Here is a 16866-nt window from a genome sequence, read left to right as displayed (position 1 = left end):
TGACTATGAGTACCTTGACTAAACGACTTCCTGGGCTGCGGCCTCGCTTCCTCTTAAGCCTGGGTGCAGCCGTGCTGTTGAGCGCCTGTGCCAGCAATGGTCAGAAACCTGAGCCCGGTCCCGACCCTTCTTCTTTTTTTGCCTCAGTGGGCAAGGCGCCGGTACGCAGCGGGCAGGCTGATCCGCGCTTTGCCAATAGCAATACGGCCTCTGCGGCCGTCACGCGGCGGGTACCGCAGCGGGTCGGGGGCAGTGCGGCGCCTATCGATTTGCCGGACCCGGCCGAGTTCCCGCAAGGCGACGACATTACGCTCAATTTTGTGGATGCGGAGCTGGATGGCGTGGTGGCGGCTCTGGCCCGTTTCACGGGTCAGAATTTTATTGTGGACCCGCGCGTGAAAGGGCAGTTGACGCTGGTGTCAGAGGTGCCGGTAGACGCCAGAACGGCCTACGAGATGCTGCTGTCGGCGCTGCGGATGCAAGGCTTTGCCGTCCTGCGTAATGGCAAGATCAGTCGGGTGGTCCCTGAAGCCGAAGCGCGCCAGCAGGGCGGTGCGGTGCGGGCGGCTGGTACCGGGGCCAGTGGCAGCGGTGAGCTGGAAACGCGGGTGTTTACCTTGCGTTATGAAAATGCGACCGCCTTGGTTCCGGTGCTGCGGCCGATGATTTCGCCCAATAATCCCATCAATGCCTACCCGTCCAACAATACGCTGGTGGTGACCGATTACGGTGACAATCTGGACCGTATCGCCCAGGTCATTGCGGGGATCGATACCCCCGCGGGCTTGAACACGGACATTATCCCGATTGACTACGGCGTGGCCCTGGATGTGGCAGCCCTGGCCTCGCAAATGCTCGATACGCCCGGCAACGATGTGGCGCAGCGCATTACGGTGGTGGCCGACCCGCGTAGCAACTCGGTCCTGGTGCGGGCAGGCAGTCCGGCCCGGCTGGATCTGGCCCGTGACCTGATCCGGCGTATTGACAGCCCGGAAAGCAATAAAGGCAATTTGCATGTGGTCTATCTGCGCAATGCTCAGGCGGTGCAACTGGCTGAGGTGCTGCGCGGGGCCCTGACCGGTCAAGCGGCTTCGGGGAACGCGAGCACCGGGAATCAACAGTCAAATAGCAATAGCCTGGCACCCGCCGCCAATGCCGGTATCACCGGCGGTGCCAAGGCCATGGACACGTCGGCCACTGCCAAGCAGCAGCCTCAGGCCGAGATGGGTTTGAGCGCCGCAAACAGTGCCAGCGGCACCGTGGCTTTTAGCGCTGGCGGTGCCACTGTGCAGGCTGATCCATCCACGAATACGCTGATCATTTCGGCCCCCGATCCGGTTTACCGCAGCTTGCGTGAAGTGATCGATCAACTGGATCAACGTCGCGCTCAAGTGCTGGTCGAGAGCTTGATTGTGGAGGTGAATGCGGAGAATGCGGCCGAGTTTGGCATCCAGTGGATGACAGGCGGTGGCAATATTGCCGATGGAGGTTCAGGTTTTGTCGGGGGCGCCAATCTGGGCGGCAGCGGGATTAACAAGGCCGGGGTGACCACCCTGGATTCGTTGGCGGCGGGTTTAAGTCTGGGCGTGGTCAAAGGTACGGTGAACGTGCTGGGCCAGCAGATTGTCAATCTGGGCGTCCTGGCCCGGGCGATGGAGCGCCAGGGCGGCATCAATATTCTGTCCACGCCCAACCTGATGACGCTCGATAACGAAGAAGCCAGCATCATGGTGGGCCGTACCGTGCCCTTTGTGACGGGGCAGTACACGACCACGGGTGATGGGGCCAGTAATCCCTTTCAGACCATTCAGCGCGAGGATGTGGGCCTGACCCTGAAAGTGCGTCCGCAGATCTCTGAAGGTGGGACCGTCAAGATGGCTCTGTACCAGGAGGTCAGCAGCCTGGACCCTACGACGTCGGTATCACCCAGCACGCCTGTCACGCGTAAACGTGCGCTTAGTACCAATGTGCTGGTCGATGATGGGCAGATTATTGTGCTGGGCGGCTTATTGGAAGACTCGATTGAGGATGGTCAGCAATCGGTGCCCTTGCTGGGCGATATTCCGTTGGTGGGCAATCTTTTTAAATACGAGAAGCGCAAGCGCAGCAAGACTAATCTGATGGTGTTTCTGCGCCCCCATATCGTGCGCAATGCCCAGGATAGCCAGAGCTTGTCCCTGGACCGCTACAACTATATGCGTGCGCTGCAGACCACTTTGCCGGACCGCTCCACCTGGTTCCATCCGGATGCGGAGCATATGGTGCTGCCACAAGCTGCCGGCGCGCCAGGCGCCGTCGACTTGCGGGAGACACTATGAGTCGTCTGCCGTATTCCTGGGCACGTCAGCACCGGGCCGTGCTGACGCAGCAGCAAGGCGTGGGAACGCGGGTCATCAGCGAGCGCACGCCAGATTGGGCTTTGGTGGAGTTGCGTCGTCGTTACCCCGAGTTCGAGGAACGGCAAGTGCCCGATGCCCAGCTCGACACCCTGATTGATGCCAGTTATGCGCAGGGAGACGATGCCGCCAGCGTGGTGGATGCGGCGGCCAATGAGGTGGACCTGGATCGCTTGATGCAGGAATTGCCCGCCGTGACCGATTTGCTGGAGAACCAGGACGATGCACCGGTTATCCGCATGATTAACGCCTTGTTCACCCAGGCAGTGCGGGACGGAGCGAGTGATATTCACCTGGAGCCCTATGAAACCCATTCGGTGGTGCGTTACCGGGTGGATGGCCGTTTGCGCGATATTGTCAGCCCACGGCGCGCCTTGCACGGTGCCCTGGTGTCGCGTATCAAGATCATGGCCAGCCTGGATATTGCTGAAAAGCGGCTCCCTCAGGATGGCCGCATCGCCCTGAAGGTGGGGGGGCGGGCCCTGGACCTGCGCGTATCGATTCTGCCTACCGGCCATGGCGAGCGTGCCGTCATGCGTTTGCTGGACAAGTCGGCCGGACAACTGGAGCTGGAGCGGCTGGGAATGGCCCCGGACATCCTGGCCCAGCTTGATGAGCTGATTCACCAGCCTCATGGCATTGTGCTGGTCACCGGGCCCACCGGCAGCGGGAAAACCACAACCTTGTATGCAGCCTTGGGTCGCGTCGACACAGCGCGCAGCAATGTGCTCACCGTCGAAGACCCGATTGAGTATGACTTGCCTGGCGTAGGCCAGACGCAGGTCAATCCGCGTATTGAACTGAGCTTTGCACGCGCCTTGCGTGCCATCTTGCGGCAGGACCCGGACATTATCATGATCGGAGAAATCCGCGACCTGGAAACGGCGCAGATTGCGGTGCAGGCATCCCTGACCGGCCATCTGGTCCTGGCCACCTTGCACACCAACGATGCCGTGTCTGCTGCTACCCGTCTGGTGGATATGGGGGTGGAGCCGTTTTTGCTGGCGTCCACGCTGCGCGGTGTGCTGGCCCAGCGGCTGATACGCAAGCTGTGCCTGCATTGTCGTCAGCCCGCGGACCAGGGGCAGTATCGAGCCAGCCCGGAAGGTTGTGAACAGTGCGGCCATACCGGTTACCAGGGGCGCACCGGTATTCACGAGCTGTATCGGATTGATGAGCGGGCCCAGCACCTGTTAAATGCCGCGGGTGCCGAAGCCGCCTTGCGACAGGCAGCCCGTGAATCGGGCATGCGCAGCTTGCGCGAGGATGCCCAGCGCTGGGTGGAGCAGGGCATCAGCACCCAGGAAGAAGTGTTGCGCGTCACGCGCGAGTTATAGGCGGGTCAAACAAGATGGGTACCTATCACTATGAGGCGGTGGATCAGACCGGGCGCAGCGAGCGGGGCGTCGTGGAAGCCGACAGTGAGCGTCTGGCACGCCAGCAGTTGTTGACCCGTGGTCTGTTGACTGTTTCCCTGAAAGCGGGACGAAGTCGTGCCGCCGCTCGCGCCCGTAGTGCAGGCTTGCGCCGTACCGAGCTGGCCTGGTTGACCCGTCAACTGGCCAGTCTGGTGGCGGCTGGGCTGTCTCTGGAAGCCAGTCTGGGCGTGGTGATCGAGCAGTCCACCCGACGTCCGATGGTCCAGCTGCTGGCAGCCCTGCGTGCGGATATCCGTGCCGGTCATAGCCTGAGTGATGCCTTGGCCAGTCACCCGCGCGACTTCCCGGAAATTTATCGGGCACTGGTGCGGGCGGGCGAGCAGTCCGGAGAGCTGGAGCAGGTGCTGGACCGCTTGGCCAGTTTTATCGAAGAGAGCGGTGCCCTGCGAGGCAAGGTCTTGACGGCCTTTATTTATCCCGCCATCGTCAGCCTGATCTCCGTGGCGATGGTGGTGTTCTTGCTCAGCTATGTGGTCCCGCAAGTGGTGGGCGCGTTTACTCAGGCCAAGCAGCAGTTGCCTTTGCTGACCCGTGTAATGATCAGCGCCAGCGATTTGCTGCGTGAATGGGGAGGGGTTCTGTTTCTTGTGTTGTTGCTGGGGGGCGCCCTGGTGGCGTTTCTATTGCGACAACCGGCCTTGAAGCAGGCCTTTCACCGACGCTTGTTAGGGGCGCCGATTCTGGGCAGCTATTTGCTGGGGGTGGACACTGCTCGTTTTGCTGCCACGCTGGCGATTTTGGCTGGCAGTAATGTGGCCTTGCTGACTGCTCTGGAAGCTGCCGGACGCACGGTGTCCAATCTGGCCTTGCGTGACGCCGTCAATCAGGCAGCGGTCCATGTGCGTGAGGGTCTGCCTTTGGCGAGCGCATTGCAACGCAGTGGCCTGTTTCCGCCCTTACTGGTGCAATTGATTGCCAGTGGAGAAAAAACCGGTGAACTGGCTCCCATGCTGGACCGGGCGGCAAGGACTTTGTCGACCGAGCTGGAGCGCAAGGCCCTGACCATGACTGCCTTGCTGGAGCCGTTGATGATCTTGCTGATGGGCGGCCTGGTATTGCTGATCGTGCTGGCCGTCATGTTGCCCATTATTGAGATGAATCAGTTGGTGCAGTAAGCGGGTGTGGCAATACACATGCAAGGCGAAAGGCGCAGAGCGGTTCATCCTGATGCAGCATGCCGTGCTGGGCCTGCCCCATCGCCTGGGGGCAGTCAGTAGGGCGCGGCGTGTTCAGCCCGTAGCCTGTGCTTGGCTTTTGCATTGCCCGCTTGTCTATGCGGGTCAGGTACAGAGACTTCACATTCCTTGAGGCGGTGTGCCCATTTGCCAGGCATAGCTCACTGATGGCAGCCCCATGCGTGGGTACCTGCCGTTGCTACTACGGATGCGTAAAAAAACCCCGATGCCTGTATTTGGCATCGGGGTAAAAAGTGTGCGTGGTGCGCACACACACTTAGTCAGACAATAGAACGATAGATTCAGCGCCTTGAAGTCTTACAGGTAGGCGGGAATCCCCAGGGCTGGATCGCTGACGCCGTGCGCGCCAAACTCCACCCGGCCTGCGAAGCGGCGGTAGTAGCTGGGGTCGCTGTTGCTGCGAACCACGAAGTCGTACCAATGACCGCTGGATTTCAAGGCCCAGGATTGTTTGGACTGCTGGCCGGGTTCCACCGTGACTTCCCATGGACCGTCTTCACGATAGGCCATGGACTGGATGGTGAAGGTGCAGGCGGACTGGCCACCGTTCATCATTTCCAGATAGATATCGCCTTTGGTGATTTCGTAGCAGACACGGATCTCGGGGCGGGCGGCCTCGGCCTGGCCCAGCACGCTGACATCACCACGGAAGTGGCGGTGAAAGCCGTTCGGACCCAGTACCCACAGATCGTAGTGTCCCAGGTTGTTTGCCTGCGCGTCCCAGACATCATCGAGCATCTGGCCGGGTTCGACCATGTAGCGGCGTGGGATGCGATCCAGGTTGAGCTTGTCATAAACGTGGAATACAGCGGCCGCTTTGCCGGTGTTGGAAAACAGCAGCTGAACGCCTTTCTCGCTATCGCAGCGGGCACTGACGTGCAGTTCATAAGGCAGGGCGCGGGATGGACGCACACCCGTTTGCTGGACGGGAATACGCTGGTTGTCCACGGGCTGGGGTACCTGGGCCAGACGCTCCTGGGCACTGCGAATGGCATCGGCATCCTGACGGCTGCGTCGGCCATTCAAGGTGGGCAGTGGCTCATCGTTCGGGCTGGCGAAGTTAAAGGCCGAGGTCAGATCGCCACACACCGCGCGGCGGTAGGGGCTGATGTTCGGTTCCATCACGCCAAAGCGCTCTTCCATGAAACGGATGACAGAGGTGTGGTCAAACACCTGCGAGTTCACCCAGCCGCCACGGCTCCAGGGGGAGATGACATACATGGGAACCCGTACACCGGGGCCAAAGACCTTGCCGTCTTGCGGGGGCTGGCCGGCCAGACCCTGAGGGCTGGGGTAGTTGTAGTACTCGAAAGCCAGCTCTTCCTGGCTCAGGGTCGTCTTGCCGGCCGGTTTGCCGGTGACCGGGTCAATCGAAGGGGCCGAGGGCGAGGGGACGTGGTCAAAGAAACCATCGTTTTCGTCGAAGTTGACGAACAGAACGGTCTTGCTCCAGACCTCGGGGTTGGCCGTCAGGGCATCGAGCAGCTCCTGGGTGTACCAGGCACCTTGTACCGGGCTTGATGGGCCGGGGTGCTCAGAGTAGTTGGCTGGGGCCACGACCCAGGAAATCTGCGGCAGCGTGCCAGCTTCGACATCCTTGCGGATTTGCTCCAGAAAGCCTCCGTCGGGCATGGTGTTGGCAATGCCCTTGTACAGCGGGTTGCCAATATCGTCCGAAGGTTCGTAAGGAGTGTTGGTGGGTTTGCCCGATTGCTCGTTGGCAATGCGGTATTGCAAAAAGCCCGCCAGCGAGTTGTCGGTGAAGTTGTCGGGCAGGTTCTGGTAGACCTTCCAGCTGATTCCGGCTTCTTCCAGACGCTCAGGGTAGGTTTTCCAGGTGTAGCCGCCAACGCTTGAGGGCCGCAGGCTGTCCCAGGCGTTGTTGACGGTACATTCGCCCGAGCCGGTCGGACCGTTGGTACCCGTCCACAAGAACATGCGGTTGGAGTTCGTGCCGGTGTGCATGGAGCAATGATAGGCGTCACAGATGGTGAAGGCGTTGGCCATTGCGAACTGGAACGGCACCTCGGCTTCGCGGTAATAGCCCATGGAGTGACGGTTCTTGTGCTTGGGCCAGAAATCCATGCGACCGTGGTCCCAGGCGGCCTGACCGTCTGACCAGGAGTGGGGCGTACCGTTCACGCGCTGGGCATTGCCTTTGGTGGCATCCAGGTGATAGGGCAGGACGGTTTCGTTCGAGCTGACGTTTTGCTGCCAGACATTGCGGCCATTGGGCAGGGGAATGGTGAATCGGTCACCAAACCCGCGTACCCCTTTCAGGGTGCCAAAGTAGTGGTCAAAGGAGCGGTTCTCCTGCATCAGAACCACAATGTGTTCCACGTCCTTGATGGTGCCTGTCTTGTTGTTGGCAGGAATGGCCAAGGCCTTGCGAATGCTGGGGGGAAAGGCAGCCAGTGATCCGGCAGCCAGGCCGGCGCCAGTGACGTTACGTAGGAAGGTACGGCGTGAAGTCATTGTTCGTGATCTCGTCAACAATTAAGGGGCGCATTTGAGTTGTGCTGCGGGTTCGGGAGTGGGTTTGCCCGGCTCTGTCGGCTCTTCTGTCGAGCCGGAGCCACCCGAACTGTCCGTGTCGCTGCCGCCACCGCAAGCAGCCAGCAGGCCGCAGAGCATCAGCAGGACGGATGCGCGTTTAAGGCGCTCAACGGTGATGGAAGGGTGTGTTGGGGTCATGAAAAATCCTTGGTTGTGCAATCAGGGTTGGAGGCTGGACAGGGGCTTGCGCGATTCATAAATACTGGTCAGCTCGTCCGTGCTCAAATCGCGGTCCCAGATGGCCAGTTCGCCAAAGTCCATATTGATGTCGCTGCGGCCCCAGCGTTTGTAGTACTGGCCGGTGACGTCTTCGTTCAGCCCCAGCTCGCTGGTGCCGGTTCCGCCCAGCGCGGCGATGGTGCGGGCTTCCAGGGCGACCGATCCAAACTGCGCACCTTTTTTAGTGTCGAAGACATGTCCACGCATGATTCCCTTGGATTTGTCGATCACCACGGCCACATAGGCCCACTGGTCAGGGGTGATGTTGTAGCCCTGACTTTCATTGCGACCACCGCCATAACCGGTGTTAAAGCGGATGTCGCAACCGTTGGCGTTAAACAGGCCGAGCGCAAAGCCGGGGTTGTTGCCCGAGTCGTAGTTTTTGTTGGCCATGATGGAGGCGCCATAGCCGTGACAGTTGTCCGGGGTGCGGAACCAGAAGCCGATCGTCAGTTTTTGTGCACCACCGGTTCCCAACAGTTCGCGGCTCAAGGCCAGGCGATAGCCCCGGTTGCCATTGGCATCGGCCTTGCTGCCGAGCAGACGCAAGCCACCTTGGGGCTGGGTAGGGTCCAGGAAGTCGGCTGCCAGCAGTTCGCCGGCTGGAACGCCCGGGCTGGCTGGTTGCAGGCTGCTGCCGCCCTTGCTGTCGGTAAAAGGCTGAGCACTGAAGGTGTAATAGCTGCGCAGGCCGTCTCTCAGGGTATCGGCCAGTTTTGGAGGAGGCTGATAGCCTGCTTCAGCTTGCAAGGTGGAGGCAGCCTGACCCGTTTTGACCGAATAGCTCAGCGAGTAGACTTGGGCGTTCTCCGAGACAGGTAGCGGGTCGGAGTACTGGGTCGAGCCTGCGGGCAGGGTGGCAATCAGTTTGCCATCACGCATGATCTGGATTTCCTGCGAGGCATCGCCGTCCAGAACCCAGTTGAGGTCCACCATGTTTTTATCGGCTGGCTTGTTGAAGCTCAGGTTGCGGATACGGGTCTGGGCTTGCAAAGGCGAACCGCGAAAGGCGTATTGCTCACCCTGTACGCCCAGATGGGACAGAACAGTGGGAGCGATATCGATCACGGCGGCCAGCGTGTTCATGTCGGTGCTGCTGGTGACCTGGCCATCGATGGCAGGCAAGGACGCCAGGGTCTTGTTGGTGGCGATAAAGCTGGTTTTGTTGCGGTTGAACTGCGAGCCGGTGGCGCTGCCGAACTCGTCCATGCCGTAGCTGCTCGTCAGGATCAGCAACCAGTCTTCGGACGCATCAGCCTGCTTGCGCTTCTCAATCAGGGCCAGCAGCTTGTCCAGGGAAGCCAGCGACTCTTGAACCGCTTCCTGATATTGGGGGCTGCCCAATCCGGTTTGTGAGGCCGCACGAGCCGGCGCCTGGATCTGGGCCAGAATCAGGGATTTGCCCTCTTGCAGGTATTTCTGGGTCTGCTCACTGACGCAACTGTCCGAGTCGGTACAGTTGGCGGCTTCAATGATCCGGCCTTCTTGCAGGTCTGGCGCCCACAGCGTGCGGTAGTCTGCTGTGCTTACGGCCAGGGCGGCCGGTGTTGGCTCGGAGGCCAGCGCAACCAGAGTGGGGCTCTTGAGTTGTACCGGTTCCTGGCCGACGCCACGCAGGCCGTGTTGATCGGCCCAGACGCCCGTGATCAGGGAGGCCCAGCCCGGCAGGGGCAGGGTACGTTGTTCACTGGGGGTGCCGGTATAGCCGCCGGTTTGCGCCGGGGCAATAGTCAGGTTTTTCAGCGCAGGATGCTGACCCGCTTGGCGGGCTTGCTGCAGTGCGTCGTAGCTCAGACCGTCGATAGTGACAATCAGGGCTTTTTTACCACCCAATGCCTGGGGTTTATCGCCCGGCTCTACAGTGGGGGGCTCGGGATTGACATCGGGGTTTGCTGCACCATCATTGGTGCCGGAGCCGCTACCGCAAGCCGTCAGGAGCAGTGCCAGTGACAGGGAGAGCCCCGCCTGTTGCAGGCGTTGCACGGTAGGAGATTTTTGGGGACGTGAGGTGAAGGTCATACAGCCACTCAAGAAAAGGAGGTAAAAAGAGAGGCCGGACTGTGCGTGGGGGTGGGCTGCCCAGTCGGCATCGGATCAGGACTGCGGGCAGTGTAGGAAGGGCGTATGACTGCGCTGTGAACGGATCAGCAAATCCGCCGATGATTGGATTGTGTTTTATGCGGTGGGCTTGTTCAGGGCAGATAGGAAGGGCGGGGAGTGGTGACGGGCCGCGGCTCGGCGGGGATGTGGCGGTTTGATGGATGGTTTGTTACAGGGGAAGAAGGCGCGTGAGTTTTGAGCGAGTTTTTGTGCTCTAGGCTCAACGTTGTTGTTGGATGGCCGGATGGGGCGCAGCGGTCCCCTTGCCGACGCCGCGCGTCGGCACCCTTGGCAAAGTGACAATCGGGGCGCAGCCCGAACGTGCCTGTGCCTCCTGTGCATGCACCTGGAACAGTGCTCAAGGGCCTAAGGAATAATGTCTGGAATCTTTGCTTGGGCCGATGGCTGGTTTAAAGGCACGGCGGCGGTGTGGACGCGGAGTGGGGCGTAGACGATGAATGAGTGAAGCTGTAGTTGGGCGGCAGAAGGTGGTGCTCACTCGGGTCGAGCAGCCAATTCAGGCTGCTCTTGATTGGATGCATCGGGAGATGGAGTGCAGCCGGTTTTACAGCGCGTGTAGCGGTTGCGTCGGGAACGCCAGCATGGTGGGTTCGGCCAGCCCTGTCAGTGCTTGGATGACTTTTTGGGCTTGGTCCATGGGGGCGCTGCTGATGAAAGCGCTGGTGCCCGCCAGTGTTTGAGGGTTCAGGCAGTTGGCTTGTTGCAGGCGCCGATGGACTTGAGCGGCAACGGCGAAGGAAGGTTCCAGGATATGGAAGCGCGAACCACTGATGGCGTCGATAGTGGGGCGCAGGAAGGGGTAGTGGGTGCAACCCAGCACGAGTGTATCGGCCCGGCTTTGCAGGGCGGGGGCCAGGCGCTCGCGTAGTTCCGCCTCGATTTGCGGGCCGCTCAGTTGCAGGGCTTCAACGCGGTCAGCCAGTCCGGGGCAGGGAATGCGGATAATTTCAATGTCGCTGGCGTAGCGGTCGATCAGGCTTTGCAGGCCTTTGCTGTCCAGTGTGCGACTGGTAGCCATCAGGGCAACGCTACGGCTGCGGCTCAGTGCGGCAGCGGGTTTGATGGCCGGTTCGATGGCGATGATGGGAAGGTTCAGCGTGGCGCGCAGGGTCGGGGCGGCGACCAGGGTAGCCGTGTTGCAGGCGATGACCAGTGCTTTGCAGCCGTGGTCAACCAGCAGTTGTGCCATGCGCTGGGTGCGCTCAATGATCCATGCCGGGGAGCGGTCACCGTAAGGGGCGCATTGTGAGTCGGCCAGATACAGCAGATTTTCCTGGGGCAAGGATTGACGCAGGGCCCGCCAGATGGACAGGCCGCCCACGCCCGAGTCAAACAGGCCGATCGGGGCCTGAGCCAAGGGGGGCGGGATGGGTGAACTCATGGCACTGAACGTTTCTTGTGGAGCAAAGCTCGTATTATGGCGCGTTTGTGGGGTTTGGAGCAGGCTGTGGGGGCTGCTTGGGAAGAAAGTTAAGGTTTCCAGTTGCTACGACTGGGCGTGGTTTGGGGCGGCCCAGGGCAGGCCGCTCTTTTTGTGCTTAGGCCAGTTGCTTCAAGACGCCACCGACGGCATCAAAGAGTGAATCAAGCTGAGCAGGTGTACTGGTGAAGGTGGGACCAAACTGCAGTGTGTCGCCACCAAAGCGTACGTAAAAGCCCTGTTTCCACAGTTGCAGGCCCGCTTCAAAGGGGCGGATGGCTGGGTCGCCGTTACGGGGGGCCAACTGGATGGCGCCTGCCAGGCCGCAGTTGCGAATGTCGATCACATTCGGGCTATCGCGCAGTTGATGCAGTGCCTGCTCAAAATGCGGTGCCAGTTCGGCGGAGCGTTGCAGCAGATTGTCTTGTTCCAGCAACTGCAGGGCAGCCAGTCCGGCGGCGCAGGCGACGGGGTGGGCAGAATAGGTGTGACCGTGGCTGAATTCCACGGCGTGCAGGGGCAAGTCCTGGCCCATGAAGGTTTGGTAGATTTCTTGGCTGGCAACGACTGCGCCCATGGGGATGGCGCCGTTGGTCAACTGCTTGGCCATGGTCATGATGTCGGGGGTGACACCAAAGTATTCGGCCCCGGTGTAGGTGCCCAGGCGGCCCAGGCCGGTGATGACTTCATCAAAGACGAGCAGGATGTTGTGTTGATCGCAAATCTGGCGCAGGCGCTGCAGGTAGCCGGCAGGTGGCACCAGCACGCCTGCCGAGCCCGAAACGGGTTCGACAAACACGGCAGCGATGGTGCTGGCGTCGTGCAGTTCGATCAGTTTCAACAGTTCGTCGGCCAGGGCAGGGCCCCCTGTTTCGGGCTGGCCGCGCGTGAAGGCGCAGTCTGCCTGCAGTACGTGGGGCAGGTGGTCGGCATCCATCAACTGGCCGAACATTTTGCGGTTACCGCCTATGCCGCCCAGGCTGGTGCCGGCCACGTTCACGCCGTGGTAGCCACGAGCACGGCCAATCAGACGGGTTTTGCTGGCCTGGCCTTTGATACGCCAGTAGGCCCGTACCATCTTGACGACGGTATCGGTACATTCCGAACCGGAGTTCGTGAAGAAAACATGATCCAGACCGTCGGGGGTGTGCTGGGTCAGCTTGTCGGCCAGTTGAAATGCGGCGGGGTGTCCAAACTGAAAGGCGGGAGAGTAGTCCAGTTGCCCGAGTTGACGATGTACGGCTGCCTGGATTTCATGGCGAGCGTGTCCGGCACCACAAGTCCAAAGCCCGGACAGACTGTCAAAAATCTGGCGGCCTTCCTGATCGTAGAGCCAGTTTCCTTCCGCCTTGACGACCAGGCGCGGGTCTTGCTGGAAGTGCCGGTTCGCCGTAAAGGGCATCCAGTGGGACTGGAGATTGAGTTCACTGGCAATTTGCTGTGGCGCAAAGTAGGGTGAGTTCATAGCGGTCTCCTCAAGGCGGTGAATACCCCCAGTGTAGGTGGCTAAGTTGTTGAGTAAAATACGTTTTTATTTAACTTCACTTATTGTTTTACTCACCTATATGCAACTGAAAGGACTCTTGCAGGTTTCCGATTTTGATTTGCGCCTGTTGCGTGTGTTCAGAACGGTGGCGCAGGTGGGCAGCTTTTCGGCGGCGGAGGGCGTGTTGGGGATTACACGCTCGGCCATCAGCTTGCATATGAGTGATCTGGAAAAACGTCTGGGAGGCATGCGGCTGTGCCAGCGTGGCAGGGCTGGTTTTGCCTTGACCGAAGAGGGACGACAGGTGTTGCAGGCCAGTGAAACGCTGATGGCGGCAGTAGAAAATTTCCGTAGCGAGGTCAATCAGCTGCATTCCAGCTTGCGGGGGGATTTGAACATAGGCTTGATGAACAGTCTGATTTCCCAGCCACATATGCACATCACTTCGGCCTTGCGCACCTTGCGTCAGAACAGTGAGGCGGTACGTGTACACATCAGCATGAGTACGCCGGGAGAGATCGAGCGCGGTTTGCTGGAAGGCCGTTTGCACATGGGGGTCCTGCCCGAAACCAATGCGCTCAGTGGGTTGGAATACCGCAGGCTTTATGATGAGCCCTATTTTCTGTACTGTTCCTGGGAGCACCCACTGTTTGAGCAAGCACAACAGGGGGAGGTCTCTGCACAGTCCCTGTGTCGGGCGGCAGCGATTGCGCCTGCCTACCGGATGAGCCCGGAGGCGATTGGACAGCACCAGGATTTGAACTGTGTCGCCACGGCCAGTGATCGGGAAGGAATTGCTTTTTTGATTCTGACGGGGCAATACATTGGTTTCTTGCCTGAGCACGTCGCCGCGCGCTGGGTGGAAAAAGAGCAGATGATTGCCGTGGACCCGCAGCAACGCCGATTTACGATTCCCTTATCGCTAGCCATGCGCAAGGACAGGCGGGCCCATGCGATTGTGGATTATTTCCTTCGTGTGCTCGAGAGCGAGTCAAGGCTCTGAAACCTGCCCCATCGGCTGACAGTCCGTCATTTCTGAAATAGCCAGGGGCGGCATAAATCGCCCGGAATCGTCGGCACAGGGTCACGGTGTTCTGCTCAGGGATGAGCGCAAACAAATCGTTAAAAGGATTAAGCGCACTGACACAGCGTAGTGTTAGGCCACACATAATCAGCCGCTAGGGTAATCGCTAGTACAGACGATAGTGCAGGCTATGTAAGAATTGCTTCGATCGCGATTTCAGATCGCTGCTATATGTTCGAATAGAGACGACATCCGCTGCCAATGATGCCAGCGTGGGTGTTGGGCAAAAAGGCCCAGACTGGTTCAATGCTTGAATCCGTCTGGGCCTTTTCGTTTGCCTCAAATAGATCCGACTTTGTAGTTAGGTCGCAAACTAATTGAGGCCCTGCTTCGCGGCAGTATGTCATTGCGAGACACGGAGCTCACGCAGCGTCAGCACGGTCTGACGCCAGCCAGGCCGGAATCGTCACCTTGTTTTGGAGGCTTATGCCATGTTGGGTGTTGCGCTTTTCTTTATTGGGGCCGTGCTGATGGTGAATGGCGTGGGGTTGACCGGGCGTATTGAAAGTCGGGACCTGGCTCCCTTCAATTTGCTGGTGGGCTTGCTGGCGCTGTTCATCAATTTGCTGGGATTGCAGCGCGGCGAGCACATGGCAGATTATTTTGCCGTTGCCGGTGGACTGCTGTTTGCTTTCACTTATCTGTATCTGGCCGTCGTGCAGTGGTATGGCTTGAAGGGCGTGGGTTTTGGCTGGTATTGCCTGTTTGTGGCCATCAGCGCTCAGGCCTTTGCCTGGACTGCCAGTGATCCACGCCTGGTCACTTTGTGGCTTTTGTGGTCCAGCCTGTGGTTTTTGTTCTTTCTGTCCTTGGGGCTGGGCCGGTCCTTGCGCATCTTGCCCCTGTACACCGTCCTGATCGGGGTACTGACCTGCTGGTTGCCCGGTACCCTGATGTTGATGGATGCCTGGTAGTGCGGCTGGGCAGACCGGCCGGGAGGAGAGGCCGCAGGCATGCTGTTTTTTTGGAGTAACCTGATGCTCGCTCGTAGTGTTCACCGGCAGGTTTGTAGACCTGCTGCCCTACCATGCTAGACAGGAGATGGACTTTGGCTCACAACGACCCCGTACGCGTCGGCGTTCTTTATTCGGCAACCGGCATGACCTCGACAATTGGTCAGTCGCAATGGCAGGGGACCAAACTGGCGATAGAGGAGATCAACGAAGCTGGCGGCCTGCTGGGACGCGAACTGGTGGCCGTTTGCTACGATCCGGCCTCCCGGCCAGCGTGCTACGCACAGCAGGCCGAGCGGCTGATCGTGCAGGATCGTGTCAACGTGATTTTCGGTTGCTACATGTCCAGCAGCCGCAAAGCCGTCATCCCGATTGTGGAAAAGTGGAACAAGCTGCTGTTCTATCCCACCTTGTATGAGGGTTTTGAGTTTTCGGGCAATGTCATCTATACGGGGGCCGCACCCAATCAGAATAGTGTCCAGCTGGCGCATTTCATGACCAGCAATTTTGGCGCGCGGGTCTATATGATCGGCTCGGATTATATCTACCCTTACGAGTCCAATCGGATCATGCGCGAGCTGGTCATGCAGCATCCCGATAGCAAGGTGCTGGGCGAACACTATCTGCCCCTGGATGCTAGCGAGAGCGATTACAGCCTGATTATGGATGATATACGGCAGAAGCAGCCGGACTTTATTTTCTCCACCGTAGTGGGGGACTCCACGGCCAATCTGTACCGCGCCTATGCCCATGCCGGCTTTAACCCGCAGACCATGCCCATTGCCAGCCTGACGACCTCCGAGGCCGAAGTTGCCCAGATGGGGGCGCAAATTGCCTGTGGACACTTCACGGCGGCGCCGTATTTCCAATCCATCGAGTCCGAGGTCAATGCACGCTGCCTGGCCAGTTTGCGCAAGCGTTTTGGGGCGGATTGTCACCCTAATCTGTGTTGGGAGGCCGCCTATTCACAGATGCATTTGTTCGCCAATGCCTATCGACAATCGGCCAGTGATGCCATTGGGGACTTGCTGCCCTATCTGCTGGGCAGTGAGCTGGATGCCCCGCAGGGGCGGATCAAAATTGATCCCTCCAATCATCACACCTGGCTCTATCCACGAATCGGGCGCATCAACGCCGAGGGCAATTTTACGATTGTGCGTCAGGCAACCCGTCCCGTCTCGCCCGACCCCTATCTGGTCACCCACTCCTTGGGTGACTGGACTGCCAAGCTGGATACTTTGGAGACATAAAGCGTGGCCAACTCCTCTTCCTACGGTGATGAGCCGGCAAACAAGCCCTTGCGAGCACGAAATCGTTTTCCGCATGCCACCTCGCCGCAGCTCAAGGAACTGCGGCAGCTGACAATGGTGGTCATGCATCCGGACGACAGTGACGGCCGATTGCTGACCCAACAACTGCAGCGCATGGGGTGTTCCGTCCAGACAATCTGGCCACCGACGCAAAATCTGCCCTGCGGAACGGATCTGGTCTTTCTGGCCGTGCAGCCCGATCTGCTGCATCTGCGTCTTGACTGGGTGTGCGAGCAGGATGCGCCCACCATTATCGCGGTGGTCAATTACGAAAACCCCACGATTGTCTCTGCCGTGCTGGATCTGAATATTCAGGCCATTCTGCCTTCGCCGATCCGGTCCTTCGGCTTACTCTCCACGGTGGTGCTGGCCCGAAAATACCACAAGGAACTGCGCCAGCAGCGTCGCCTGATCAGCAAACTGCAGACCAAGCTGATGGGGCAGCGGCATGTAGCGCAGGCCAAGACAATCCTGATGCGAACTCATCAGGTGTCCGAGGATCAGGCCTACGATTTGATCCGCGAGCAGGCGATGAACAAGCGCAGCACGATTGAAGATATTTCGATTGCCATTGTAAATGCCAGTGAAGTGCTTTCTCTGGGACAGCAGGGAGCGCCCTGGCGGGGGAGCTAGGCGGATGTTTTCCTTCTGCTTCTTCCTGTCCGGTGTCCTTGCCTAAGGTTGTT

12 protein-coding genes are annotated in these 16866 nt (G+C 59.5%); 7 read left to right on the top strand and 5 right to left on the bottom strand.

The genetic code is table 11. From position 1 onward, the window contains the following. The first annotated feature begins 5 nt into the window (after positions 1-5). The 3 genes from gspD to gspF are packed head-to-tail and all read left to right on the top strand — an operon-like array spanning position 6 to position 4950. A complete protein-coding gene (gene gspD / locus ACOZ42_RS12880; RefSeq protein WP_131070831.1) occupies positions 6-2318 on the top strand; it encodes a type II secretion system secretin GspD in 2313 nt (770 codons plus the stop codon). Further along, on the top strand, positions 2315-3733 hold the full coding sequence (gene gspE, locus ACOZ42_RS12875) for a type II secretion system ATPase GspE (protein ID WP_003803163.1): 1419 nt from the start codon (positions 2315-2317) through the stop codon (positions 3731-3733). The genes gspD and gspE overlap by 4 nt, the downstream gene beginning before the upstream one ends. Before the next feature lie 14 nt (positions 3734-3747). Next, positions 3748-4950 (top strand): type II secretion system inner membrane protein GspF, encoded by a 1203-nt coding sequence (gene gspF, locus ACOZ42_RS12870; RefSeq protein ID WP_003803166.1) that lies wholly within the window; start codon positions 3748-3750, stop codon positions 4948-4950. Positions 4951-5328: 378 nt separating this feature from the next. On the opposite strand, the gene ACOZ42_RS12865 is transcribed toward gspF, so the two are convergent. The 5 genes from ACOZ42_RS12865 to ACOZ42_RS12845 form a co-directional block, all read right to left on the bottom strand. Further along, a complete protein-coding gene (locus ACOZ42_RS12865) occupies positions 5329-7506 on the bottom strand; it encodes a phosphocholine-specific phospholipase C (protein ID WP_003803167.1) in 2178 nt (725 codons plus the stop codon). A 21-nt stretch (positions 7507-7527) separates the two neighbouring features. Then, positions 7528-7725, bottom strand: coding sequence for a hypothetical protein (locus tag ACOZ42_RS12860; protein ID WP_100214876.1), 198 nt, complete (start codon positions 7723-7725; stop codon positions 7528-7530). Positions 7726-7746: 21 nt separating this feature from the next. After that, entirely contained in the window at positions 7747-9825 is a 2079-nt protein-coding gene (locus tag ACOZ42_RS12855; RefSeq protein WP_219235038.1) for a LamG-like jellyroll fold domain-containing protein, read from the bottom strand. A gap of 646 nt (positions 9826-10471) precedes the next feature. Continuing rightward, positions 10472-11308, bottom strand: a complete 837-nt coding sequence (murI, locus tag ACOZ42_RS12850) for a glutamate racemase (RefSeq protein WP_003803172.1) — start codon at positions 11306-11308, stop codon at positions 10472-10474. A 157-nt stretch (positions 11309-11465) separates the two neighbouring features. Next, the gene (locus ACOZ42_RS12845; RefSeq protein ID WP_003803174.1) at positions 11466-12812 is read right to left on the bottom strand and encodes an aspartate aminotransferase family protein; all 1347 of its coding nucleotides are present in this window, start codon (positions 12810-12812) and stop codon (positions 11466-11468) included. A 118-nt stretch (positions 12813-12930) separates the two neighbouring features. Here ACOZ42_RS12845 and ACOZ42_RS12840 point away from each other — a divergent pair, with 118 nt between their 5' ends. From ACOZ42_RS12840 to ACOZ42_RS12825, 4 genes are all read left to right on the top strand, one after another. Beyond that, positions 12931-13836, top strand: a complete 906-nt coding sequence (locus ACOZ42_RS12840; RefSeq protein ID WP_235587706.1) for a LysR family transcriptional regulator — start codon at positions 12931-12933, stop codon at positions 13834-13836. Positions 13837-14348: 512 nt separating this feature from the next. Further along, the gene (locus tag ACOZ42_RS12835) at positions 14349-14831 is read left to right on the top strand and encodes an AmiS/UreI family transporter (RefSeq protein WP_426345232.1); all 483 of its coding nucleotides are present in this window, start codon (positions 14349-14351) and stop codon (positions 14829-14831) included. Between the two features lie 134 nt (positions 14832-14965). Then, positions 14966-16120, top strand: coding sequence for a transporter substrate-binding domain-containing protein (locus tag ACOZ42_RS12830; RefSeq protein WP_426345231.1), 1155 nt, complete (start codon positions 14966-14968; stop codon positions 16118-16120). A gap of 3 nt (positions 16121-16123) precedes the next feature. After that, positions 16124-16813 carry an ANTAR domain-containing response regulator gene (locus ACOZ42_RS12825; RefSeq protein ID WP_003803183.1) on the top strand — a complete coding sequence of 230 codons (690 nt, stop codon included), beginning with the start codon at positions 16124-16126 and terminating at the stop codon, positions 16811-16813. Positions 16814-16866 lie beyond the last annotated feature (53 nt).

It is taken from the genome of Alcaligenes sp. HNGD-HTN06, from assembly GCF_049932565.1.
Classification (GTDB): domain Bacteria; phylum Pseudomonadota; class Gammaproteobacteria; order Burkholderiales; family Burkholderiaceae_B; genus Alcaligenes; species Alcaligenes ammonioxydans.
The sequence above is the reverse complement of the archived record's forward strand: the minus strand, read 5'-3'. Positions and strand labels throughout refer to the sequence as shown.